Below are 23,137 nucleotides of genomic sequence, written 5' to 3'. Positions count from 1 at the left end.
TGTTACCGGCTCAGTGCGGCGTCGAGATATACCTGCACCGCGTCGAAGAGGCCGTATGGCACGTACGCGGGAATCTGGGCATGCCGGACCCATGCCACCTCAGCCAGTTCATCGTCGTCCGCCACGTAAGGAGCGCCGGACTCTACGACACAGGCCACGTAGGTCATCTTCCGGCCAGTCTTGGGGTGAACCCGTTCTCCGAGGACCTTGAGAGCGGTCACCTCCATGCCGACCTCTTCGCTCGTCTCTCGCACGTGTAGGTTCTCAGATCCCGTGTCATTTTCTCAGTCGTGATGTCATGTGACTGGCCGAACTGACACGGGATTGAGAATCGCTGGCCACTGCCGTCACTCGTTTGAGGACTCCGTTGCCAGCGGGATACCGCACTGCGGGCAGCCGTTTGCGTGGTCGTCCTGGCAGACGTAGCCGATGGCACCTTCCACGCACCATTCGGCGGCCTCCTCGGACAGCAGGTCGGGCCCGGCAAGGAGCAGCCGATGAAATTCCGTGGCGTCCGCAATGTCGGCCGGCCGGTTGGTGAACCACTCGTCGAACCAAGGCTTGTCCCGGTGTATGCGCCAGTGCGCATTCTCCCGGTCGTCGACAGCCGTAAGGAACCGATCGACGATGCGCCCCCAACTCGGTGCTCCGAACCAGCCGTTGGCGAACGCGCAGAAGGATTCGATCAGGGTTCGCAGGCCGAACTCCTTCTCGCTAAGGCAGTACCTTCGCCCCCATGAGATCGCGCCCTGTGCCATCTCCGCGAGATCTTCTCGCGGATCATCCTCGTGCGCCGGGTCGTCAGGGTTGTGGCAGGCCAGCCCGAGCTCGAGCACGGACTGCCCGGTCGGTAGAACCCGGGACGGGTTGACGATCGCGAGACCGACAGCGATCCAGTTGACATGGTCGAACGACAGCATCGAGCGCACGAGTCGGGTGGTTGCCGCGTTGATCCGCATCATCGTGCCGTCGTGTAGCGGACTCTTCCCGGCATGCCAGTTCTCGACGGGTGTGTTGCGCCACACGGCGAGCGTGATGCGGGTGGCAGCGAGCCACAGCAGCGCGTCGTCGTCGAGGTGCCCGAACCGCTTGGCACACTCCTGGGCGCCGTAGGTGATCAACTCTTCCGGTTTCGGCCACCTGTGGCTATCGGGCCCTTCAGGCCCTTCAGGCGCGTACTCGTAGTCGTCGGCGTACTCGTCGAGGATCGCGCTCAACTCGGCTGCGCTGTAAGCCTCGCTGTACTCGGAGCTGTCCGGCTCCTCGACGGTGTACATGTCGTGGTCCCAGGAGACGTACACGTCGCCCCAGAGCACGACGTCATCGCACTCGCTGGCGTTGTCCGTCACAACCGGCCTGATGGTGATCGGGGCAGTACGCCCGTCGGTTCGCTCGCCGTCCTTCTTGGCTGCCCATGCGGTGATGACCCCGAGCGGCTTCGGAAGGAGAGGGCCGACCTTGGTGATGCTGAACGGCTCGTCGTCGTCATCGGTGTCGAACCGGCTGTTGACGAACGCGACCGCCTCGGAGGGCGTGCTGACGATGGACTGGGTACCACTCTCGTTGTCAACCACTCGCCACAACACGCTGTTCTTCACGATGCTCTCCGATCGCGGTGAGTGCACCCGGGGCGGGTGCGATGCGCCGGGTCGCTCGGCACTGACTCCAATTATGGGCTGATCAACCCGTCCGTAGTCCCGCAGGCGCTTGTCGGCGACGACACTCGGGACGTTCGTGTGCAACCTGCTTTTCGCGACCGCGGCGACACAGCCGAGATCACGCAAAGTGCAACGGCGTGTCCGTGCAACCTGCGCTACACGTCAACAGGAACTGTAGGGTCTCAGACCGCGTGGCACAGTCTCAGTCGGTGGGGGTCTGCACTGATCAACCGAAGTGTCGACTCGCCATATCGTTGGCGGTGCTGGCGACGGCTGGACCGCGCCGGTCGGCAGACCGGCGGTCACCAACGCGATCGGTTGCTCAACTCGAACGATCAGCCCGTCCGACTACCAGAAGCACCGGCCTGCTGCCGCTTCTCCGATCCCCTCCCATCTCCTCATCGGTCGTTCCACCTCGGCGAGGGTGAAGATCGTCGCGCTCCAGCGAGAGCTACTGGGGAGGTGAACCTCGACATTGAAGGACATCGTCAGCCGTATCGAGCGAGCAGTGAAGGTGTGTGAGTGGGTGGAACGGATGGCTGCCGATGCAGGTTCGTGACGCCCCGGGCCGCGTTGCAGCCTGCTGGACAGCCTGAGGAAGTGACACCGATCTGAGACAGCCGCCTGCCGACACATCGTGAGACTCAAGGGAAATATCCAGGTCACAGGGTCGGCGCCTGACACTGAAGTTGAGAACCTACAGCACGGCTGCTTGTTCAGGGGTCTCCGTCCCCTCGATCTCGCCCGCCGGGAACTGCCAAGACAGTTGACCTTCCGCGACCCGGCGGCGAACCATGAGCACGGCGCCGTCCTGTACCACGATCGCGGCTGCGATGCCCGGTCGCTCTTGTGCCGTTTGCTCGGTCATACGTCTTCCTCCAGTGCTGCCAGCATCGGCGGGTAGATCGTGTCGACGGAAATGAAGCGGCCCGCCGCATTCTTCGCCACCCAAGCCGCTCTTCAACCGCATCACTGTTCGTTGCGTCCCCTGCCAGGTACACGCAGTGGACACCCGTCGCCTGATGGATCCGCTCAACGAGACCGCGCCGTACAGCACATCACACGCCCGTCTAATCCAGCGTCTCGCGGGCCGTCGCGGTCCCTCCTGCCGCAGATCATCCCGCCGCAGCTGTTCCTCGCTCCGTAGAGGGGGGAAGTTGCCGCAACCGACCTCGTCCTTGGCGAATGCCAGGCGCTCCGCCTCTTCCCGCTCGATCAACTGCCCCACAGGATGCCGCACATCACCCACTACATTAATCAACTTACGGGTGCTTTCACCTGACGGCAGGTCGCCCCTACCCCACAGCGAGGGCCCAAGGAGTCCAGATGACGCTCTCTTCGCCTGGTGCACGGGCCGTGGACTTGCGTGTTGAGCCGGTTGATGACGTTCTCGAACACGTGGAGCGGTCCCTTCAAATGCAGTTGCTCCGTGACACCGTGGTGTGCAAGCGGCGCTCGGTTGGGGCGCGGACGGACCGTGGAACGTGGGTGAGGGTTGAGCGGCGCAGCTTCGACCGGATCGGAGCACAGGGCTGGAACGGCACCGAGGCCGCAGCGGTCTTGCATGGAGTGTCTATGCCGAAGTGGTATGCGGGGCTGGCGTGGCGCGAGCGGGACGAGCCGGTGATGTGGCGGGCAGACGAAATGGTGCTGGTCACCGCCCCGCCCGTTGGGCAAGCCGCTCTGGTGATCGAGGATCCTCAACTGTCGGACGGCTGGTGGGCGGCACTCAATGCTTCGCTGGACGCACTCGCCGCGCAGCGCACGCACCGCCTCGCCACTCCGGACACAGAGACGGCCACCCAGGAACTGGTGACTGGGACGATCCGAGCAGTCTTCCCCGAAGTAGACGCCACCGTGGATGAGTGGACGCCGGCACATGCGGATCTGACGTGGGCGAACGTGACCGGGCCCGAGTTCTGCATCATCGATTGGGAGGATTGGGGGATGGCGCCGCGCGGACTGGACGCGGCCACCCTCTGGGGGAACTCCCTCGCCGTCCCCGCCCTGGCACAACGAGTGTGGGCGGAGCGTCGGCCAGACCTGGAGAGCAGGTCTGGCCGGCTGATGGCCCTGTTCTTCTGTGCGAAGGTCGTAGGACCGCACGCCCATCCCCAGGATCCCCGCTTGGAGCCCGCCCGGAAGGAGGCGGCGCGGCTCATCGCCGAGCTTCACTCCTGACGGCGGTTGCGCAGGAGGCTGCGGTAGTGGCGGACGGCCTCCTCGTCCACCGCGAAGCTCTGGGCGTTGGTCAGCTCTCGCAGGTGGTCGGGGTTGTCCGTGCCGACCGCTACCGCGTTCACGGGCGGGAGGTGGTAGGCGGCCCTGAAGGCAGCCTGCACCGGGGTGGCCTGCTGCCGGGAGCAGGTAGGACGGGGTCCCTCAGTCAGCCCCCGCACCCTGCCGCTCCTCTTCCTCCCCTTCGGCTGGGGTCCTCCGGCCGCACGGGTTTATGCGAGGACACGCATAGTCGTGTTCGTGCATAGACGCTGCGCCCCGCCCCCTCTAACGTCGTGGGCAGGCGGCCCAATCGGGGCCAGAGCAAGGGGGTTTGGCATGTCCGAGCGTTCGGCACTCACCCGGCTCACGGGCAATGGCAACGGCGAGTGCGGAGAGAAGGACTGCCCGAACGTGTACCGCACGGCCGCGGGGTCGTTTGTGGTGCAGGGTGACGTGTCCGACGCCTTCACCCCGCCCGCAGGGGAAGGGCTTGTGGAAATCCCGGAGGCGGTTCTCAGGGAGGCGTTCCGTGCACTTGGATGGTGACGCCTGGAACGACTGCTTCGATTCCATGGAGCGTGAGGCGTGGAGGCTGGAGACGCTGCCCGTCTACACCATGCCCCAGGAAGCGGAGAAGCTGAAGCGATTCCTCGCCGGGGAGAAGTCGCCGGACGATTACACATCGGCCTGGATGGATGAGGTCCGGCAGTGGGCCTCGGAAGGAAAGAGAGTCGGCAGGGTGCACGTCGTGACCCGCCCGCTCTCGGACTACCTTCGGTTCGAATTCGAGTACTACTACCGGCACCACGTGAAGGCGGGCGAGGATATCCGTATCCTCGACCTCACCGACCGGGAGAACCCGGGACTTCCAGATCAGGACTTCTGGATGTTCGACGAGTCCAAGGTGGTCCTGATGAACTACCGGTCGGACGGGACACAGATAAACCGCGAGCTGTACGGGGGCCACCCGGAGCCCTACCGGCAGTGGAAGCGGATTGCCATTGCCGAATCCGTGCCGTTCCTGGAGTACGTGAGCAGCGGGTGACGTTCGATCCTGAGCAGCTCGGGCAGCCAAAACAGGAACTGGCGGCCCTGCTGAAAGAACTACGCAAGCGAGCCGGCCTCACTGGGGACCGGCTCGCTCGGCGTTGCAACATGTCCCAATCGAAGATCAGTCGGATCGAGAATGGGAAAGTCCAGCCGAGTCTGCTGGATCTGGAAAGGATCCTCCGGGCCGTGGTGGCTCCACCCGAGGTCATCGAGGAGGTCGTTGCCCTCGCGAGGCTGGCCAACACCGAATGGCAAGACCTGCGCTCGCTCCGACGTAGGGGCCTGGAGAAGAAACAGACTGAACTTGCCGCCCTTGAATCCTCGTCCACGGAGTTCCGCTTCTTCCTGCTCTCGATGATTACAGGACTGCTGTCCACCCCTGAGTACATCCGCGCCAGCCTTGCCCATTCTCCGGCTGATGTAACCAAGACGATCGCGAGGAAGCTGGAGCGGCAGGAGGTTCTTTACAACACGGAGAAGCGGTTCACTTTCATTCTTACCGAGCAGGCAGTGAGGTGGCCACTCCTGCCCCCGGCTGCGATGGCGATGCAGATTGACCGGCTGGCCTCACTGACCCACCTTGCGAACGTGAAGCTCGGCGTCATCCCCATCGCGGGATACAAGCCCATGGCTCCGATGGACACCTTCACCATCTATGACGACACCCTGGCCACCGTGGAGAACACCACCGGTGTCGTGATCCTGAGAGATCCACGCGACATCGAAATGCACTTGGAACTGTTCTCCACACTGGAGGGTTATGCGCTGTTCGGGGACGAAGCGCGAGCCTTGTTGGCAGAGTGGTCCGCCGCCTGCCGTTCATGATCTTTAGTCCATGACGGGAAAGAACTACACAGCCGTCGCTTTGTAGGCCAATGATTTCCCCCATGGCAGCGACCGAGCGAAACGAAAAGTGGGTCCGCTACGGCGTGGGGTGGCGGCTGGGGTACCGGCGGAGGTCCGGCCCTGACGCTGGTGTGCGCTCATGACGACCGGGCGCATGACTCTCCGGGTGTCATACGAGGGGCGCCGGATGTACGACCCGGTGCGCATGGTGCAGGTGAACCACCGCATCCCGGTGATCTTGGCTTTGCCGACCAAGTACCCGCCGTGCGCGTGCCCTCGGTGCACGGGGCGCCCGTCGTCACCAAGGTCGGCGTCCGCCGCGCTCGTCGCTGTCCCTTTGCTTCCTGCCGGAATCCCGGTGGGAGTCCCCGAGAAGAGAGAGGTAAGCCCGATGGTGGAAGAGAACACCACGTCGGCCGCCCCCGAGGGGGGTGGACTGCTCGTCGCGAAGCGGAAGATCGTGGCCGCGCGCACGCGTGCCGAGCAGGAGTCGGACGTCAGCAGTGGCCGTTCCGACGGCAACGACTGACGGGAGCGCCCGCGTTGCTTGATGCAGCCTCGTGGGCGGGGCGTCTGGGCGGGGACAGGTTCCTCGCCCAGACGTACCACCGCTCGTACGCGCACTTCCCCGGGGTCGCCGACGCGGCGGGTCTGTTCTCCTGGGACGACCTGAACCGGATCATTGCCACGCAGCGGCTGGAGCCGCCCCGGCTGCGCCTGTCGGCTGACGGCGAGATGGTGCCGCTGCACCGCTACGCGATCCCGACAACGAACCGCCGCGCGGTCACCTGGTCCCGTATCCAGCCGTCCGACTTCCACGCCCAGCTCAGGGACGGGGCGTCGCTGGTCCTCGACGCGGTGGAGAAGATCCACCCCGCCGTGGGGGCGGCTGCGGAGGGGCTGGAACGCTTCCTCGGGACTTCTGTGCAGGCCAACGTGTACGCCTCGTGGACCGAGCGGGAGGGCTTCGGCCGGCATTGGGACGACCACGATGTCGTCGTGATGCAACTGCATGGCTCGAAGCGGTGGCGCCTGTGGGGGATGACCCGTGAGGCGCCCACCTTCCGGGACGTGGAGTCGCCGGAGGAGCCGCAGGGCGACCCGGTGGCGGACCTCGTTCTGTCCCCGGGTGACGTGCTCTATCTGCCGCGCGGCTGGTGGCACTCGGTCACCGCCGATCAGGGGACGGAATCCCTTCACCTCACGTTCGGCATGGTCCCGCACACGGGCGCTGACCTGATGCTGTGGGTCGTCGATCAGCTCCGGGCGTCCCTCGCGCTGCGCAGGGACATCCCGCGCTTCGGCTCGCTGGCGGAACAGTCGGACTTCATCGACGCCGTACGCCGTGAGGTGGCCGACATGATGGCGGACCCCCGCCTCGTGGAGCGGTGGGCGGAGTCGATCGACACGACCGACCTGGGCCACGCGATTCCGTCCCTGCCCTACGTGGATGGACTCCCCGCACGGAGAGAGATCACGGTCAAGCTCACCGCCCCGAGAGGTCGCCTGACGGCCAACCGAGAACAGGGCACGGTCACCTTCTCGGCGGCCGGTACCGCGTGGGACTTCGCCGAGTCCGCAGCGCCCGCGCTAGGCACGCTGTTGACCAACCAGCCGACCACGCTGGGGGAGGTGGCCGACTCCGCCGGGCTTGAGGTCAAGGAGGTGGCCGAACTGGTCTCCGTCCTCATTGACGGCCACGCCGTCGCAGTCGTGGGAACGGCACTGTGACCGCCGCGCTCTGCTTGGGGACATACCGCGTGCGTGCCGTCAGTCAGGCGGCACGCACCGCCCTGGCCGCCGGCAGCCCCTGGGTGGACACGGCACCCAACTATGGTCGTGGTCAGGCGCATGAGGAGCTGCGGCCGGTGCTCGGGGAATACCCGACCGTGCGGGTAGCCACGAAGACGGGGTTCTTCACGGAGGAGCAAGGCCACAGCGCCCTGGCTGAGGGCGTGCTCACCCGGGAAGAGGCGGCCGGTAGGCACAGCCTTGAGCGAGGCTTCGTCCGCTGGCAGACGGAGCGATCCTTGGCCGCGCTCGGGCGCGTGGACCTCGTGTTCGTGCACAACCCCGAGCACCACGGGCACGGCCTTGACCGCGCCGCTCTGCACGGGCGTGTGCGGGAAGCCTTCACGGCGCTGGAGGAGTTCGCCCACGCGGGCAGGATCGGTGGGTACGGCGTCGCCACCTGGTCGGGCCTAACCTCCGGAGCGTTCAGTGTCGCCGAGTTGCTCGCGCTCGCACGCCAGGCGGCTGGTTCCGCCGAGCATCACTTCACGGGCATGCAGATGCCCGTGAGCCTGATCAGGGATGCCCCGATCACACAGGCCCTGAACGGCGGCGGACCACTGGTACAGGCGAAGGACGCCGGGCTGATCACGTTCGGCTCCGCGCCCCTGCACGGGGGCGAACTCCTCGACGCCATGACACCCGAACTGGTGAACCTCATCCGCCCCGGCCTGTCGGCCGCAGCCGCTGCCCTGCTGGCCGCTGGCTCATGCCCCGGCCTAGATGTCGTCCTCACCTCCGCGAGCACCCGCGAGCACTGGGACGATATGGCCAAGGCTCTGGCTGCGCCGCTGACGGCCCAGGAACTCAGGAGGGTGACGGATGAACTCGCCGGTGAATGAGGAGGTACGAGCCCTGATGGAGGCAGCCCACGACCGGGCGGCCAAGGCACTGGGCCTCACCTGCACGGGGCCGCTGGCGTGGGGCTTCCTCGGTGTCACCCTCGGACGCCGAGCGGAGGACCGGTGGCTACGGGTGAGCCGGACGGCGAAAAGGAACGCGGGCAGAAAGCAGGGGGAGGGCATCGTCGGGGCTTCCCAGCTCCTACCCGAAGGCGTCCCGCGCCCCCGCCTGCACGGGGTGCACGACTGGACTGACGGCGAGTGGGCCTTCGAGGCCGAAGTCCTGGACTACCTGAGGCAACCCGTGGTGTCCCCGGACAGAGCCGACATCGACCACGATCCGGCGCTGCCTGACGAATGGTGGGCGGACCTTCGCCAAGCCCTTGCCCTGCTCGCTGAAGCGGAGGGTGTGAAGACGACCGTCCGGGACGGATGGATCGAACGAGCCTTCCCCCAGTTCCTCGGCATCCCGGCCCCCGCCAACGTGGAGCGGGTGACCGGTCACGGTGACCTGCACTGGGGCAACCTCACCGCCGCGCCCCTGTGCCTGCTGGACTGGGAGCGGTGGGGCCTCGTGCCGTTCGGTTACGACGTGGGACTCCTCCACGCCAACAGCCTGCTTGTACCCGACGTAGCCGCCCGCATCCGCAAAGAGTTCGCCGCCATCCTCGACACCCCAGCCGGTCGAATCGGGGAACTCGCGGCCCTGGCCGAGATGCTGCAAGCCGTGGCCCGTGGCTGGTACCCCGACCTTGCGCCCCACCTTCTCGCCCGAGCGGAGGCACTCACGGGAGTGCGCCCGCCCGTTCCGGTGCACTCCGAGGTGAGCGCCTGACTGCGCCCCTGCGCGCCTCTCTCAGGCCCTCTCTGCCAGCTGGCGGTAGAGTGTGGCGCGGTGGACTCCCAGCGCCTTGGCAATGCTGGTGACGCTCTCGCCCTTGTCGCGTCGCGCACGGGCTATGTCCAGCTTGCCGTCCCCACCCGGCCGCGGGGCATCACCGGAGGACCCAGCGTTGTCGGACCGGAGACTGTCGTACCGGCTGTGGACGGCCGTGAGCTCCTCGGTCGATCGCACGTCGCTGTGGACGTACACCTGCGGGCCTTCGCTGCGGATGCCGGCGTCTTGGGCCTGCAGTACGAGGAGCTGCGAGCTGTGTACGAGGAGGCCGCCGCCGCCCTCGGACACGAACCGGGCGGGATGGAGCACGCGGTATGGCGGTTCAAGTCGAGGGCCGTCTGACCCGCCACGCCAGGCGGGCTGCTGCTCGGCGACACCCAGCACGCTCACCCAGATGCTCTGAAGCCTCGTATCGACACGGCGCCCTCGACAGCGGTGGTCGAGGGCGCCGTTGCGGGCGCGTCAGCGGGTTGCTGTCGCCTTGGCGAGGGCCTTGTCGAGATGCTGGTCGACCAGGGCTGGGGCGCCGGAGACGATGAGCAGCAGGCTTCCCTCACGTATCGCGGTCTGCTTGACGACGCTGTCCTGCCCACCGGAGGTGAAGATCATCAGCTGGCTCCACTGCTGGTCGCCGAGCCGGGGCGCGGTCGTCTTCTGTGAGGTGACGTTGATGGCGGTGCTGCCGGAGACGACTTGGTACGTCGGGCAGCCGGTCATGGCGTCGAAGATCCGATCGATGCCGGCGGACAGTTTCGTGGAGGTGTCGCTGTACAGCTCCTCGGAGACCTCCGAACCGGCGCTGCCGCCGGTGTAGGTGAAGGACACCTTCGCCTTGTTGGGGAAGTCGAGGGAGCCGCTGGCCGCCGCGTCGCCGCCCAGCTTCTCCAGGGCGGGGCAGCCGGTGACGGTGACGTCGTCGTGGCTGGAGGTGTCCTCCGGCTTGCGGGTGTAGTCGGACCCGAGGTCGCTCTCGTCGAGCAGGCGGGGCTGAAGCGCGGCCGACGACAGCGGGGCGTCGCTCTGCTTGGTGGTGGCCGGGTGGTCTGCGGGGGCGGAGGACGGGGAGGTGGACTTCGCCTGGCTGGTGCCGGCGGAGCAGGCGGGCAGGGTGAGGGCGGCGGCGGTGAGGCCGAGGGCGGTGATGGTGAGGCGAACGCGCATGGGTGAACTGACCCCTGTGGTGCTCGGTGACGGTTGGACAGTGCGGGCCCGTGGGCCCGAGAAGGGGCCGAAGGAGTGGAGGTCAGCGGTGGCCGAGGTGCCGCAGGCAGTCCTCGAACGTGGCGTGGATGGCATCTCCCGGGCCGGAGTGCCGGTTGAACCACGCGGTGTCGAGACGGGTCTCGTGCTGCTCGTGGCCGGCCTGGCAGCGCAGCCAGACCTGGTTGTGGGTGGAGAGGATGAGCCACTCGCGGTAGGCGCCGCACTCGGCGCAGGCGACGACCTCGCCGTCCAGGACGACCGGCCACGGCCAGGGCATCACCCGGCCGTCGAGCTGGTCGTGGCTGGGGACGCGCAGCTCCGGCGGGAGGAAGTCGTCCACAACCGGCGCCGGCTCCGCGAGCTGATGCTCCTCCTGCATCTGCAGGACCGGCGGCACCTGGTCGGCCATCCGCAGCCACGCCTCGCACGCTTGGCGCTGCACCTCACTGAACTCTTCCTCTTCCGCGCGGCGGCGTCGTCGTATCCGGTGAAACACCCGGTGTCCTCCCTCGTCTCGTCCTGCACGCGTCATGATCGTGCGCGAAGTCCGCTGACCTGTTCAATTCACAAAGTCCACAGTCACGACCGGCCACGCCCAGGCCGGGCCTGTCCGGGGATGTGCTGCCCGGCGCGCTGTGCCGAGCGCTGTGCGGCGTGAGCGTCGGGCACCATGCCGGTGGTATCCGCAGGCAGGTCCGCTGCCCGGCGCAGCCGCCACACCAGGACGTCGCTGACGGACTCCGCCGTGTCCAGCTCCCGCCGACCCGCGGCGTCGGCGAGCAGGGCGGCCGGGTCATGGCCGGCGGCTTCGGCGTCGGCGAGGGTGGCGGCGAGCGCGTACCAGCCGGGCTCGGCGAGGATCTGCTCGGCCAACTCCGGCAGCGCTGTGCGCAGCACCGTCGTCTGCCGCTGCCGCAGCGCCCGGCCCAGGCGCCGGCCTCGCTGGTAGAGGGCACCGAGGGGTTGGGCGGCGGCGGCCTGGTATGCGGCGCGCAGATGTTCGGCGGCCTGGCGGGCGGCGGCGGCCTGCTGGGCGTGGTTCTTCTTCGCGTGCCAGTGGGCGGCGGCGGTGATGAGGAAGAACAGCATGTCGATCGCCATCGCGGTGGTCGCGCCGTCCTCGCCGCGGCCCAACGCCGGACCGCTATAGACGAGGTCACGGGCGGCCTGCCGCAGCGCTCGGTCGTGGCCACGCTCGGCGCGGACGTGGGAGCGGGAGGCCCGCTCGAACGCGAAGGCGGCGTCACGCAGTTCGCGCCTGGTGCGGGCCGCGGAGGTCTTCGCGAGCGCGTCCAGGACCTCGCCGGCAGCGGCAATGTACGCGGCGGCGATGGCGTCGTCGCCGTGCTCGATGACGAGCACCGCGTTCCACGCGGCCGAGGCCGTGCGTCGGCGGGCGGCGGCCGGGTCGCTCGGCGCCGCAGGGGCGGGCACGTCTGCCGCTGTGGCGTCCTGGTCGCGAGTGTCGGCGGACCAGCGCTCCCGGATACGGGGCAGGGACAGATCGGGGGCCAGGCGGGCGCCGGGGTAGAAGACCGGTTCGCCGTCCTTGTTGCGGTCGTCGGGCAGGGCGACCTTGTAGCCGAGCAGGTCGCCGGAGGGGGCGACGCGCTTACGGATGATCAGGCCGGCGGCGGCCAGCCGGTCGAAGAACTCGGTCTCGCTGCTGGCGCCGGCCACCGCGCGGCGCACGGTTTCGCGCAGTTCCTCCCGCGCGGTGCGCTCGCGGCCCTGACGTTCGGCTTTGTGGCGCTCGGCGCTGGTGGGGCGTTGGGCCGCGGTGCCGTCGCCCTTGTTGAGCCGGCGCAAGCCCAGCTCCGCTTCCAAGGCGCGGGCCTGGGCCTGGGCGCGAGCGGCGTCGTGGTCGAGGTCGGGCTTGTAGCCGTCCTCACGGACGAGCGTGGCGACGATGTGAATGTGGTCGTCGGCATGCCGGACGGCCACCCACCGGCAGCCCGCGCCCTGTTCGGGGTAGTCGATACCGGTGGCGGCGACCATCCGGCGGGCCACCTCGCCCCACTCCTCGTCGGTCAGGATCCGGTCCTCGGCACTGTTGCGGACGGACAGATGCCACACGTGCTTCTTCGGCCGGTCAGCCTGGTCGATGTTCTCGACGGGTTGGTCCAGGAGCTGCTGGAGCTGCTTGAGGGTGGCAGACGGGTCGCGGCCGGGGTCGGGAGCGTTGTGGTCCCACGAGGCGACCAGGTGCGGGTCGATGTGCTCCTCGTGCTTCCCGGGCCCGTAGAGGTAGTAGAGGAGACCGATGGTGCGCTGCCCGCGCTTTTGTATCCGGGGGATCATGCTGCTGTCCGAGGTCGTCGCTGGGAGTGGCGGGATGCGGGGCGGTAAGGGGAGCCAGCTCAGCGCTGCTCCAGCAGTCGGTCTGTGGCTGCCTGTACGCGGGTCACGGCGCGCTGGACCGCCGCGACGACCGCGTCGATTTCCGCTGGCTGGCCGCCGGAGTTGATGGCCCGGGCTATCTGATTGAGGTTGTTGCCGACTTGTCCGAGGTGCCGGCGTGCGGCGAACAGCTCGGCGATCAGCTCGCGGTGGCCGGCGATGGCGGCGGCGGTGCTGTCGAGGTCGTGAGCGGCGGCGAGCCCACTGCGGGCGAGGAAGCCTGGCAGGCTCGTACGGGTCGCGGTGGCGGCAGCGCAGAGCAGGGTCTTCTCGTCGCCGTTCAGGCGGACGCTACAGACGTAATCACGCTTGTGCGAGGGCGGCTTGGGCGAGCGCTTGCGCGAGGTTTTCTTCGCGGCGCGCGGCTTGCGCAGTGAAGGCGTCTCCTCCAGCTGCGATCCTCCCTCGGTCGCTGTCTCACCGACCAGCACCCCCCGGTGCTGGTCCGCTCTCGCCACCCCCGGGGCGGGCTTGGCCAAGGCGCGCTTCCCCGACGGGGAAGAGTGTCTTGGCCGATAACTTGCTCGCCGCGAGACCGAGTTGGAGCCGGGAGCAGGTTCCGGGGTGGTGCCGGTCTGGGTGGGGTTCGTCATCAGGATTCGGTCCTCGTGGAGCGGGTGTGCTGTTGGATGCTCGCGGCCAGCGCGAGGACGTCGGCCGGTCCCGTAAGGACGCGGACGGATCCTTCTGAGTGGCCCTGGACGAGCCACTGGCCGGTAGGCGCGAGGACGGCGGCGTGCAGGAGTCTCCGGCGGACCAGGACGTCCGCCCAGGCGCTGGCCTCGACGACCGTGGGCTCGGATGAGCGAACAGGACGCGGAATCAAGGCGGGTCTCCTCAAGCGGGGCGGGTGGCCCGGCACGGAGCCGGGCCACCTTGAGCGGGGTTTTGCCGGTTCAGCCGCACTCGGGGCAGCGACCGACGTGGCTGTTGAGCGCGCGGGCCATCCGCTGCTTCGTCGAGGCAGCCTGCTTCGCGCTGGACTTCGCCGCCGGCCTGCCCTCGTGCCGCTTTGAGTGGGCGAGCATGAAGCCGATCTCCCGCTCGTACTCCGCACGGACGGCGTCGAACTGGTGGCAGGTCTTCATCGGGCGGAGCTCCTTGTCGTCGTGGTGGCGTCACTCCGCAGTTCCTGGAGGACGAGGCTCAGCCGGTCGTTCCGGCCGCCCTTCAGGCCCTCACGGCGGAGAATCTCCCGCAGCTGGACCCGGGTGACGGACTCGTTGCCGTCCCGTTCGAGCAGGGCAGAGACGTGCGGACGGACCTGCTGGACGAGCTGGTCCACCGACTGCTCGAGCTCCCGCAGCGCGCGCTGCGTCTGCGGGCTGCGGGACCGCGCGCGCTTCCCCTTGGTCTTAGTCCGGGGCTTCGTGGTCGTCTTGCTCCGCAGAGGCACCGTGTGTCCCCGGTCCCCGGTGGGCTCGGTCCCCGTGTCGGTGTCGTTCGGTCCCCGGTCCCCGGTGGGCTCGGTCCCCGTGTCGGTGTCGTTCGGTCCCCGGTCCCCGGTGGGCTCGGTCCCCGACTCGGCGGCGTTCGGTCCTGGATGCGAATCAGGGCCTTGAGCAGCTACTTCTCGCGTAGTGCGGTCGGTCCCCACGCCTCCGGCGTCCCCCTGTGAGGCTTCCGGGTCGGTGGGACCGGTCCCCGGGACCCCACCTGTGGCTGGAACCTCGGTCCCCACCCTGGTCCCCGCGTTCTCGCCCCCGGTCCCCGTGCCATCCGACGCCTTAGAGTCCGCAATCTTGGGGACCGGTCCCCTCGGGGCGCTCGGTCCCCGGTCCCTGTACGACTCGTGGTGGCCGGGGGGATCGGTTGCGGGGACCGGCGCCGTCGAGGCCGGATGCGAGGGGACGGCGGCTGCCCTCGCGGTGATGTGCGCCGGGGACCAGGGCGAGGGAAGCGGGACCGTGGCGAGCGCGAGTGCGTGCCGGCGCGCGGCGAGCTGGTCGAGCAGCTGTGCGCGCTGGCGGGCGTCGGTCCCGACCGAGGCCCTGCCGACCGCCTTCGACAGGCGCCGCGTCAGCCGCCGGCCGCGTCGGCTCTGCTGCTGCTCGGGTGTGCGTTCGGCGAGGCGGACGGCGAGGGCGACTGCACGGGCGGTGGCCCGGTCCCGAGTGATCTGTGCGGCGTCGCGGTCGCGTGCGGCGATCCCGAGGCGGGACAGCAGCCGCTCGCGTGCTTCCCGCCCCAGGACGGCGATCAGTCCGTGGGAGGCGGCACCCGGGGTGCGCAGGCGCAGCTCGATCCCCATCGCGAGGTGCCACAGCATCGCCGCCATGACCGGCCCGACGAAGGCCCTTACCGTGCCGCCGATAGGACCGCTCTCGGCATAGGCGGGGATCACCTGAACTGTGGTGATCACCCAGACCAGCGTGCCCGGCAGGCCGGGGGCGCCCTCGGTGGCCAGGTTCTGCCGTGCCATCAGCGCCGTCGCGAAGAGCGCCAGCTCGGCCGCGGCGAACATGCCGGCTCGCTCGGCGGCGCCGGCCATGTCGAGGTAGTCGGCGGCGAACCGCCAGCTCGTGTCCGCGGAGTAGCAAGTACAGCCGAGGGCGGCAAGGGCAGCGACCTTGACCGCCGGACCGCTGAGACGTTTCTGCGGGCGCGTGCTTCGGCGCCGGATCGTCCAGGCGGTCAGCACCAGCACGACGGCGGTGGGCACGACGGCGGCGAGGAGGAGAGGGAGGTCCGGAGCGGCGCTGAGGGACAGGAGGGGGTGGGTCATGCGGCCTTTCCGAGAGAGGCGTGCGCCGGAGTCGACGCTGCCGGGCGGGCTGCCGGCTGCTGTGTGCCGGGTGCGGCGGGCGCGGGGCCGCCTGCTGCTGGGGCGGTCTTCTTCCGCTTCTTCTTGGGCCGCGGCACGCCGTAGGTGCGGTCGCGGTCGAACACCTTGTTGGCCGCCTGCCGGAGCAGGTCACGGGCGTGCTTGTGGCTGATCTGCAGGGCGGTGGCGAGCCGGTCGGGCCGCCAGCCGCGTACGTAGGCGTGGTCGATGACGACCTGCCGCTCGGCCTCGGTCAGATGCACGTCGCGTCCCAGGAAGAAGGACGTGACGCGTCGGTAGTCGAGGCGCTGGTGCAGTCCGTCGTGCCAGGGACGCCGCTCGGCCTCGGTGAGGCCACCCCAGATGCCCTCCTTGAGAACGTTTTCCAGGGCGAAGTTGAGGCAGTCGCTGCGTACCGGGCACCAGCCGCACAGCTCCTTCGCCTCGGCTATGGCTTCGTGGTCCCGCGGGAGCGGGAAGAAGACGGCGTCAGCGTCCTCGACGTCCATGCCGTGGCACGCTCCCTGGGTGTGCCAGCTGGTGTCTCCGATACTGCGCAGGCCGGTGGCCGGCGCGTCGTGGGTGGTGATGTGACGCAAGGGTGGTCTCCGATGTGCTGCCGCGTCGGCCGGCTGGGGCGGTGCTGGGCGCGGCGTCGGGTGGCCGCAGCGCGCGGGCGTGCGCCACAGCCGGGGCGGGACGGTGATAGGGGGTAGCGGTGCATCGGGCGGGATGCGCGCGCCCGATGCGCCGGTCAGGCCACGGCGGGCTGCTGGACCTGCTCGCTCGGCTGGGCCTGCCGGGCGGCGGCGAGGTCGACGCGGCCGGGGTGCGGGGTGGCGCGCGGGGCGGTGGTGCGTACCCCGTCGTCGGGACCGATCCGGCGGCGACGACACGGCTCACCGGGCTGGGCCAGGCACCACTCGCACTTGACGCTCAGGGCGTCGGGCAGCCCCTGAGCGACGGCGGCCTCGCGGGCTGCGCGAGCGGGCCGATAGGGCGCGAGGGCTGCGCGGGCGGCGGGCGGTATGCAGGAGCCGATCTGCCGCAGCCTGGCCTCCAGCCGTGGGTCGATCCGGTCGCGACCGCTGGTGATGGCTCTGGCCTGGGCTGGCTGCACGGTGCCGGCGGCGACGGCGCGGCGGGTGCCGACCAGCTCGGCGGTCCAGGCGGCCTGGTCGTCCGGATCGGCGGACGGTGTGGGATCGGAGTGCCGGGCCAGGCGGTCGCGCCGGTAGCTCTCCCAGGGGCGGGCCACGTCTGCGGGCAGGATCTGGTACGGCGAGACTCGGATGTGCTGTCGGGCGGCGACGCGGGCGTCCCAGCCATGCGGAGTGGCCATCGGCACGTCGCCGAGCAGCTCGTGCCACTGGGCGAGCTGGTCGCGTGCCTCGCCCTGGTCGGTGCGGATGGTGCGGGGGTCGAGTCGGCCGATGTAGGCCAGCAGGGCGGCGATTTCGCGGCGGTCCACGGCTACTGCTCCGTTCCGGTCGGCTCGTTCAGGGCGGCGAGAAGTGCGGCGGTGTGTGCCTCTGCCCGCGTCATGCCGCCGGGCTGGCCGGGACCCGTGCCGGGCACGGCGTAGAGCTTCGGGCGGCCAGGGGGGTGTTCCCGGGCGACCCAGGAACGCCAGTCGGCAGCCCACGCAGCCGCCGACCTCGGCTTGAAGCCGGAGCGGTGGGCACGCCACTTCGCGTCGGCCGCCTGCAGGCCCTGCTCGCCCAGACGGTCGAGGTGCCCCTGCTCGCGGGCCCAAGTGTGGGTGGCTGGGTCGACCTGCCACTCGGCAGCTGAGAGGACGGCAGCACCACCACTGCTGTACCTCCGGTTCAAATCCGGTTCACTACGGTTCTGTGTGCCGGTTTCCGGTACATCGCTGTGCCGGTTCCCGGCACGTCGAGGTGCCGGTTTCCGTCCGGACCTGCCGGATTCCGGTACTGCCGGTTTCCGGGCCCTCCCAGGGGATTCCGGCACCTCACGCGGGCGGATGTTGTAGCGCCGCAGGGCCGAGATCCGGAGCGCCGGGGTGACCTCGGTCCCCTCCGCCGGGGTCTGGTCGGGGTCCTTGTCGTTCACGGTCTTCGCCAGGACCTTGGCGGCGAGGGGGAGGCGGTAGACGGTGCTGCGCTGCGGGCCGGTGAGGTCGTCGAGCTGCTCCAGCTCACCGGCGCCGACCAGACGGTCGATGGCTTCGCGGACCGTGGAGACGGAGGCGCGGGTGCGCTTGGCAAGGCTCGACAGGGAGGCCCAGGAGACGCACTGCTCGTCGCCCACCCGGTCGGCGATCGACAGCAGGACCAGACGCGCCGTCCCCCGGCTGCAACTGTGCTCCCACACCCAGTCGCGGGCTTCGCTGCTCATCGGCAGCTCCCGACGAGCGGGCGGGTCCCGCAGCTCGGCGGGGCCATGAAGGTGCGGTCCGGCTCGGGGCGCTGAGGCGCCGAGGCGGAGATGGCTGCCGCGCAGGCCAGGCGAAAGGGCCTTTTGCGCAGGGCAGGAGACATGCGATACTCCCCTTTGCAGTGTTGCCACGCTGACGCGCCCCTTGGAAGGACTCAGCGTGGTGATGGTGGGCAATCTCCGCCCTTGCCGGGGCGGGTATGCCGCTTAGCGTTCGGCGTCCGTGAGTTACCGCTCCCGGGCGCCGTCGCTGTTTGTGGACCTTCGCGGTCCGGTCCGTCCTCGTGCTCTCCTCAGGTCCGTCGCTGCGGGCGGGCTGCCCGGGGACGACGAACATACGCACGGACCCGTATCAAGATCCAGACTTGGTTCTTAAACTCTGTACTGGTTGCAGAGAGTCATGGGATGATCGTGTGCCGCAAGTGTCCGTACGGCGCGACCTGGGGCGCACCCCCGCGTCGAAGCGCACCGTTGCCGCGGTTGCCTCGAACGCCGAGAGCGTGCCACTGTGTCCGAATTGGAACGGGTGTCTGTTATTCCCCGCAGTGGAAATGCGAGGCGGATGGGGTGTTTCCACTGCCGCCTCCGCGCTTTCCGGTCGAAGATAAAATCCTGCGTGCCAGACGTGACCTATGTCGCTGACTGAATGTGGCTTGTGCCACGTCATCCGGCATACTCCTGCCGGTAAAAACGGACAGGCCGACCTGAAACAGGCGGTACGCGTCACACGGAAACGTGCTGGTGAGGAAGAACTTTCCATACAGTGGATCAGCTCGTCAACTCACGTTTATCGCGGGGTAGGGTGCTTGAAGCGACGACGAAGTCCACCCAGGAAAGGATCATGAAAGACACGACCGAAGGCCAGGTGAGCCCCAAGGGGCTCATGGACCGCCTAAACCGCCTGTTCGACACAGTGCACCCGCCCGACCGCGGCCCCTTCAGCAACGCCGAGGTGGCCGAACTCATGGAGAAGCGCGGGCTGGGCAAACTGTCGGCCCAGTACCTCTGGCTCCTGCGGACCGGGCAGCGCGATAACCCGACGAAGCGTCACCTCGAAGCGCTAGCAGGGTTTTTCGGCGTGGATCCCGCATACTGGTTCGACGACGCTGTCGCCGAAAAGACCGTGCAGGAACTTGAGTTGCTCGCACTGCTTCGCGACACGAAGATCAAAAACGTGCTCCTTCGCCTGTCTGACGTTTCCGCAGACGGAAAGGATGCCGTCCTGGGAATCGTCGAGAGCGTACGAAAATCCGAGGGGTTGCCGCCCTCAACTGGTTCGTAAAACGGCCGCGTTCAGTAAGTGATCAAGGAAAAGCAATGTGGTCCGCACGTAGGCTGCGCCGGCCTGACCTCTTGGCCGAGCTGCAGCTCCCGCACGTCACCAATATCCGCGACCTCAGCGACGAGGTCTCACGCCGCACGGGACGGAAGGTGGTCCTGGAGGCCCGTGAGCAGGCGCCCTCCGTGTGCGGGGCATGCGCCGTCACGGAGAGTGCCTTCCATGTGTACTACGACCCGCGGACCAGCTCCCTGCACCAGGACCACATCATCGCCCACGAGTTCAGCCACCTGCTGCTCGGCCACCATAAGAACCGCCCGGCGTCCGCGCTCTCCTCAACGATCTTCACCAGCGTGGGCTCGGCCACCGTCGAGATGATGCTGGGCCGTACCAAGTACGACGAGGACGAGGAGCGGGACACCGAGCTCCTCGCCTCGTTGATCCAGCGCCGGATCATCGACCGGTGGCTGCGCAGCGACGAGTCCTCCGGAGACGAAGTGCAGGACCGGGTCACGCACACGCTGCTGCGCCGACGGGTGGCCCGGCCGTGAAGGACCTGCTCCACCCGATCAGCCTCGTCGTCGCCACGCTCGGCTTCCTCTGTTTGCTGCGGGACGTGCCGACCCGCCGCCGAGACCCCGCCTCCACCGCGCTGGCCGCCGTCTTCTTGCTGTCAGGGCTGTCGTTCCTGTTCTCCATCACACTGATGTGGCAGTACCTCGACCATGTCCTGGGCGTGGTGAACCTGTCCGTACCCCTGGCGATGGGGTGCGTGGTCGTGCTGCTCGCCTGCCAGCAGATCGTCCTCACCTACTGGGGATCACCCCCCGAAGTCGCCCGGAGGAGGGCACGGGGGTGGCTAGCCGCCGGCTTCGCTGTGATCGCAGGGCTGCTGGTGTTGTTCGCCCTGCTGACGCCGAACGCGCCGCGACCGATCAACTTCACGCTGTACTACGCGCATGATGGCTGGTACGCCGCGTACCTCACCCTGTACGTCACGGCCTACACCATCGGTGAACTGTCCCTCGCCCGTGCCTGCTGGCGCCTGGCCCACCGCAGCACACGCGGGTCCGTCCGTATCGGCCTGCGCATCGTCGCCCTCGGCGCGACCGTCACTCTCGGATACAGCGCCGTGCGCATCGGGAACGTGATCGCCGGCGCCTTCAACGCGTCGCTCGCAGAGTGGGAGGGCTTCGCGTGGACCTGTGGCGATGTCGGCGCCATGCTCACGCTCATCGGCTGGCTAGTGCCCACCATCAACGATCAGGCTCAGAGCCTCCAGTACCGGATCAAGCAATACCGCAGCTACTACGGCCTACGCCCCCTGTGGCTGGCGTTCTACAGCGAGGCGCCCGAGATCGCACTGCCGATCGACCGAGTCGACCCGGCCCAGAGGCGCCGCTTCCGCAGCATCTCGATCCGTCTCTACCGCCGAGCAGTCGAGATCCGAGACGGACGGTTCGTGATCCGTCAGTACCTTGATGCCGCAGTCCGCGAAGCCAGCGAAGCCCGCCACCGGGCCCGAGGGCTTCACGGAGAAGAGCTGTCCGCGGCCGTCACCGCCGACCAGATCCTCGCCGGAATCGCCGCCCGGGCCGCCGGTACCCGCCCGGAGACCGACCAGCTCACCGAGTTCGCCGACTCCGAACGCCAGACCAGCAGGCCCATGGACGACATCGACGCTCTCCTCGACGTCGCGCGCCACCTGCCCCGCCAGCCCGCACGAGCCCCCCACCTTGAGCAGGTCTCCGCATGACGACCAACCTCACCCACCAGCCCGCCCACGTCCAGCTCCAGGCCCTGGATCGCCGCGAGATCTCCAGCCGCGAACTGCTCGACCTCCACCTGGCGCAGATCGAGGCCAGCCAGATCAACGCCGTCGTCACCCGCGACGACAGCGCTGCCCGAGCCGTCGCACACGCGGCCGACGAACGCCGCGCCCGCAACGAGCGCACCGGCATCCTCGATGGCCTTCCCCTCACGATCAAGGACAGCTTCGAGACGGCCGGCCTGCGCACCACCAGCGGTGCCGAAGACCTCGCCGATCACGTTCCCGCACACGACGCCGACGCCGTCGCCCGGCTCCGCCACCAAGGCGCCGTCATCATGGGCAAGACCAATACCCCGGCGTACTGCCAAGACCTGCACACCGACAACGTCCTGTTCGGCTCCACGCTTAACCCGCATGACCCCAAGCGCACTACCGGCGGCTCCTCGGGCGGCCCCGCCGCAGCAGTCGCCGCCCGTCTGACCCCCGCCGACCTCGGCAGCGACCTCGCCGGCTCCCTGCGGCTCCCCGCCCACTACTGCGGCGTCTACGGCTTGCGCCCCACGCAGGGACTCATCCCAGCCCGCGGCCACGTCCCTCGCCCGCCGGGGTGGTTCACCAGCAGCGACATGGTCACCCCCGGCCCCCTGGCCCGCCACCCCCGAGACCTCGACCTGCTCCTCGCCGCACTGACGACACCGTCACCCGACGAGAACAACCCCTGGAGCGTCACGCTGCCCACGGCGCAACGCCCGATCGGCCAGCTCCGCGTGGCAGTTTGGGCCGACGACGCGAGCTGCCCAGTCGACCGCAACACCGCCGATGCTCTCGCCACCGTCGAACGGACGCTGGCCTCCGCCGGCGCGAGTGTCCGCCGCACCGCGGGCCCGGTCGGCTTCGCTGACTCGCTGCGCCTCTTCGAGCAGCTCCTCTACGCCACCACGACGGCAGCCACCGACGACGACGCCGGCGCCGCCGAACTCGCCGCTGCCCGTGACCTGCACACGGACGATGCGAGCCCTCGAGCCACCTTCCTCCGCCACCGAACGCAGACACACCGTGTCTGGCTCCGCGCCAACGAGGAGCGCCTCCGGCTCCGGCAGACGTGGCACCGGTTCTTCGCCGACGCCCAGCACGACGTCCTCATTACGCCCGCCGCTCCTACTGCGGCGATCCCAGCCGGGAGCCGCTCTCTCATGGTCGACGGCGTCGAACGGAGCTTCTTCGACCAGACCGGCTGGGCCAACCTGACCAGCCACGTCGGTCTGCCCAGCCTGGTCATGCCTGCTGCGCGTAGCGCCGATGGCCTCCCGATCGGTGTGCAGCTGGTAGGACCGGCCTATTCGGAGCGGTCCTTGCTCGTGATGGCCGAGCACCTGGCGCCTCTGCTCGGCGGGACGGCCGGGGGCGTCATCGGATCATGGAGCGGATGACCTCTGCGTCGCCGTTGTAGGTGATGACGGCACCTTCATCATCGGTAGGCGGTTCGAACCGAGCGAAGAAGTCGTCCAAGGCTTCGGAAGTCACGTTCAAGGCATTGGCGTCCTTGCGCTGGTTGCGCGCGGCGAGGCGCCGCAGGAGCTCCTCCCTGGAGGCCGGCAGGTAGACGAGCAGCGGGAGTGCGCCCGCGGCCCGGACTGTCTTCTTCCATTCCTCGCGATCGGAACGACGCCACAGGCCGTGGTCGAGGACGACGGCACGGCCCGCGCGCAGGTGCTCCGTGAGCTGCGCACGTACCGTCTCGACCGCAGGAGCCTCGCGCTCGAAATACCCGTGCTCGGGGTAGTCGACCCCATACCGGCCGTGGAGGCGGTGGACCTCCTCGTCAACGCTGAGGCGGACAAGGCCCGTCGCGGCGAGGGCCTGTGCAAGGTGCGTCTTGCCGGAGCCGGTGATCCCGATGAGCAGGACGGCGGTCGGCTTGCTCACGATGTCGCGCTCCCTCGCGGTACTGCTGATAGCTGCTGCTTACTTGCGGTCGCGTGGTCCGTAGACCGCGGCTGCCTGGCCGGTGTGGA

At 68.7% G+C, this 23,137-nt stretch carries 26 protein-coding genes and 2 pseudogenes; 12 read left to right on the top strand and 16 right to left on the bottom strand.

The genetic code is table 11. The features are described 5' to 3' along the window. Positions 1–2: 2 nt before the first annotated feature. The 3 genes and pseudogenes from ACZ4N4_RS09020 to ACZ4N4_RS09010 all read right to left on the bottom strand — a co-directional run. Positions 3–266 (bottom strand): annotated as a pseudogene (locus ACZ4N4_RS09020) (NUDIX hydrolase); the annotation flags it as partial. 81 nt (positions 267–347) lie between these two features. Further along, entirely contained in the window at positions 348–1,598 is a 1,251-nt protein-coding gene (locus ACZ4N4_RS09015; RefSeq protein WP_467586099.1) for a hypothetical protein, read from the bottom strand. A 763-nt stretch (positions 1,599–2,361) separates the two neighbouring features. After that, positions 2,362–2,526: pseudogene (locus tag ACZ4N4_RS09010) on the bottom strand (NUDIX hydrolase); the annotation flags it as partial. Positions 2,527–2,984: 458 nt separating this feature from the next. Here ACZ4N4_RS09010 and ACZ4N4_RS09005 point away from each other — a divergent pair. Further along, positions 2,985–3,839 (top strand): hypothetical protein, encoded by an 855-nt coding sequence (locus ACZ4N4_RS09005; protein ID WP_389579042.1) that lies wholly within the window; start codon positions 2,985–2,987, stop codon positions 3,837–3,839. Here the strand turns inward: ACZ4N4_RS09005 and ACZ4N4_RS09000 are convergent. After that, on the bottom strand, positions 3,830–4,057 hold the full coding sequence (locus tag ACZ4N4_RS09000) for a hypothetical protein (RefSeq protein WP_061915924.1): 228 nt from the start codon (positions 4,055–4,057) through the stop codon (positions 3,830–3,832). The two genes, ACZ4N4_RS09005 and ACZ4N4_RS09000, sit on opposite strands and share 10 nt — an antisense overlap. 157 nt (positions 4,058–4,214) lie before the next feature. On the opposite strand from ACZ4N4_RS09000, the gene ACZ4N4_RS08995 reads away from it, so the two are divergent. The 7 genes from ACZ4N4_RS08995 to ACZ4N4_RS08965 all read left to right on the top strand — a co-directional run bounded on the left by ACZ4N4_RS08995 (position 4,215) and on the right by ACZ4N4_RS08965 (position 9,242). Continuing rightward, a complete protein-coding gene (locus ACZ4N4_RS08995; RefSeq protein ID WP_055493664.1) occupies positions 4,215–4,424 on the top strand; it encodes a hypothetical protein in 210 nt (69 codons plus the stop codon). Continuing rightward, positions 4,408–4,923: a DUF6879 family protein gene (locus ACZ4N4_RS08990; RefSeq protein WP_467586096.1), complete on the top strand. Its 516-nt coding sequence runs from the start codon at positions 4,408–4,410 to the stop codon at positions 4,921–4,923. The genes ACZ4N4_RS08995 and ACZ4N4_RS08990 overlap by 17 nt, the downstream gene beginning before the upstream one ends. Next, positions 4,920–5,753: a helix-turn-helix domain-containing protein gene (locus tag ACZ4N4_RS08985; protein ID WP_362491060.1), complete on the top strand. Its 834-nt coding sequence runs from the start codon at positions 4,920–4,922 to the stop codon at positions 5,751–5,753. The genes ACZ4N4_RS08990 and ACZ4N4_RS08985 overlap by 4 nt, the downstream gene beginning before the upstream one ends. A 412-nt stretch (positions 5,754–6,165) precedes the next feature. Next, positions 6,166–6,303: a hypothetical protein gene (locus ACZ4N4_RS08980; RefSeq protein ID WP_006143122.1), complete on the top strand. Its 138-nt coding sequence runs from the start codon at positions 6,166–6,168 to the stop codon at positions 6,301–6,303. 14 nt (positions 6,304–6,317) lie between these two features. Continuing rightward, entirely contained in the window at positions 6,318–7,505 is a 1,188-nt protein-coding gene (locus tag ACZ4N4_RS08975; protein WP_362491057.1) for a cupin domain-containing protein, read from the top strand. Continuing rightward, on the top strand, positions 7,502–8,407 hold the full coding sequence (locus tag ACZ4N4_RS08970; RefSeq protein WP_467586091.1) for an aldo/keto reductase: 906 nt from the start codon (positions 7,502–7,504) through the stop codon (positions 8,405–8,407). The genes ACZ4N4_RS08975 and ACZ4N4_RS08970 overlap by 4 nt, the downstream gene beginning before the upstream one ends. Further along, complete coding sequence (locus ACZ4N4_RS08965) at positions 8,388–9,242, top strand: hypothetical protein (protein ID WP_334540775.1); 855 nt, start codon at positions 8,388–8,390, stop codon at positions 9,240–9,242. Before ACZ4N4_RS08970 ends, ACZ4N4_RS08965 begins: the two co-directional genes overlap by 20 nt. Positions 9,243–9,263: 21 nt before the next feature. On the opposite strand, the gene ACZ4N4_RS08960 is transcribed toward ACZ4N4_RS08965, so the two are convergent. The 11 genes from ACZ4N4_RS08960 to ACZ4N4_RS08910 form a co-directional block, all read right to left on the bottom strand. Continuing rightward, entirely contained in the window at positions 9,264–9,614 is a 351-nt protein-coding gene (locus ACZ4N4_RS08960) for a helix-turn-helix domain-containing protein (RefSeq protein WP_467586088.1), read from the bottom strand. A gap of 153 nt (positions 9,615–9,767) precedes the next feature. After that, positions 9,768–10,466, bottom strand: a complete 699-nt coding sequence (locus ACZ4N4_RS08955) for a hypothetical protein (RefSeq protein WP_334540778.1) — start codon at positions 10,464–10,466, stop codon at positions 9,768–9,770. An 82-nt stretch (positions 10,467–10,548) separates the two neighbouring features. Continuing rightward, positions 10,549–11,004, bottom strand: coding sequence for a hypothetical protein (locus tag ACZ4N4_RS08950; RefSeq protein ID WP_365154748.1), 456 nt, complete (start codon positions 11,002–11,004; stop codon positions 10,549–10,551). 83 nt (positions 11,005–11,087) lie between these two features. Next, on the bottom strand, positions 11,088–12,809 hold the full coding sequence (locus ACZ4N4_RS08945) for a relaxase/mobilization nuclease domain-containing protein (protein WP_365154745.1): 1,722 nt from the start codon (positions 12,807–12,809) through the stop codon (positions 11,088–11,090). A gap of 59 nt (positions 12,810–12,868) precedes the next feature. Then, the gene (mobC, locus tag ACZ4N4_RS08940; RefSeq protein ID WP_467586084.1) at positions 12,869–13,387 is read right to left on the bottom strand and encodes a plasmid mobilization relaxosome protein MobC; all 519 of its coding nucleotides are present in this window, start codon (positions 13,385–13,387) and stop codon (positions 12,869–12,871) included. A gap of 113 nt (positions 13,388–13,500) precedes the next feature. Then, a complete protein-coding gene (locus tag ACZ4N4_RS08935; protein ID WP_361226269.1) occupies positions 13,501–13,734 on the bottom strand; it encodes a hypothetical protein in 234 nt (77 codons plus the stop codon). 70 nt (positions 13,735–13,804) lie between these two features. Beyond that, complete coding sequence (locus ACZ4N4_RS08930; protein WP_073946777.1) at positions 13,805–13,996, bottom strand: hypothetical protein; 192 nt, start codon at positions 13,994–13,996, stop codon at positions 13,805–13,807. Further along, positions 13,993–15,633, bottom strand: coding sequence for a hypothetical protein (locus tag ACZ4N4_RS08925; RefSeq protein WP_467586081.1), 1,641 nt, complete (start codon positions 15,631–15,633; stop codon positions 13,993–13,995). The genes ACZ4N4_RS08930 and ACZ4N4_RS08925 overlap by 4 nt, the downstream gene beginning before the upstream one ends. Further along, entirely contained in the window at positions 15,630–16,271 is a 642-nt protein-coding gene (locus ACZ4N4_RS08920; protein ID WP_145870839.1) for a WhiB family transcriptional regulator, read from the bottom strand. Before ACZ4N4_RS08920 ends, ACZ4N4_RS08925 begins: the two co-directional genes overlap by 4 nt. Before the next feature lie 155 nt (positions 16,272–16,426). Beyond that, complete coding sequence (locus ACZ4N4_RS08915) at positions 16,427–17,143, bottom strand: zinc finger domain-containing protein (protein WP_334540784.1); 717 nt, start codon at positions 17,141–17,143, stop codon at positions 16,427–16,429. Positions 17,144–17,145: 2 nt separating this feature from the next. Further along, positions 17,146–18,033: a helix-turn-helix domain-containing protein gene (locus ACZ4N4_RS08910; protein WP_467586077.1), complete on the bottom strand. Its 888-nt coding sequence runs from the start codon at positions 18,031–18,033 to the stop codon at positions 17,146–17,148. An 880-nt stretch (positions 18,034–18,913) separates the two neighbouring features. Between ACZ4N4_RS08910 and ACZ4N4_RS08905 the strand changes: the two genes are divergently transcribed. The 4 genes from ACZ4N4_RS08905 (at position 18,914) to ACZ4N4_RS08890 (ending at position 22,552) form a co-directional block, all read left to right on the top strand. Then, the gene (locus tag ACZ4N4_RS08905) at positions 18,914–19,354 is read left to right on the top strand and encodes a helix-turn-helix domain-containing protein (RefSeq protein WP_467586074.1); all 441 of its coding nucleotides are present in this window, start codon (positions 18,914–18,916) and stop codon (positions 19,352–19,354) included. Between the two features lie 71 nt (positions 19,355–19,425). Beyond that, the gene (locus ACZ4N4_RS08900; RefSeq protein WP_355330224.1) at positions 19,426–19,902 is read left to right on the top strand and encodes a hypothetical protein; all 477 of its coding nucleotides are present in this window, start codon (positions 19,426–19,428) and stop codon (positions 19,900–19,902) included. Further along, positions 19,899–21,107, top strand: a complete 1,209-nt coding sequence (locus ACZ4N4_RS08895; RefSeq protein ID WP_402151589.1) for an MAB_1171c family putative transporter — start codon at positions 19,899–19,901, stop codon at positions 21,105–21,107. The genes ACZ4N4_RS08900 and ACZ4N4_RS08895 overlap by 4 nt, the downstream gene beginning before the upstream one ends. After that, positions 21,104–22,552 carry an amidase family protein gene (locus ACZ4N4_RS08890; RefSeq protein ID WP_467586070.1) on the top strand — a complete coding sequence of 483 codons (1,449 nt, stop codon included), beginning with the start codon at positions 21,104–21,106 and terminating at the stop codon, positions 22,550–22,552. The genes ACZ4N4_RS08895 and ACZ4N4_RS08890 overlap by 4 nt, the downstream gene beginning before the upstream one ends. Here ACZ4N4_RS08890 and ACZ4N4_RS08885 read toward each other — a convergent pair. Then, complete coding sequence (locus ACZ4N4_RS08885; RefSeq protein ID WP_055493681.1) at positions 22,530–23,048, bottom strand: P-loop nucleotide/nucleoside kinase family protein; 519 nt, start codon at positions 23,046–23,048, stop codon at positions 22,530–22,532. The genes ACZ4N4_RS08890 and ACZ4N4_RS08885 overlap by 23 nt on opposite strands. Positions 23,049–23,137: the final 89 nt, after the last annotated feature.

The sequence above is a fragment of the Streptomyces sp. NPDC026538 genome (assembly GCF_055567535.1).
Note: the sequence above shows the minus strand (reverse complement) of the source record. Positions and strands in the feature narration are given on the sequence as shown.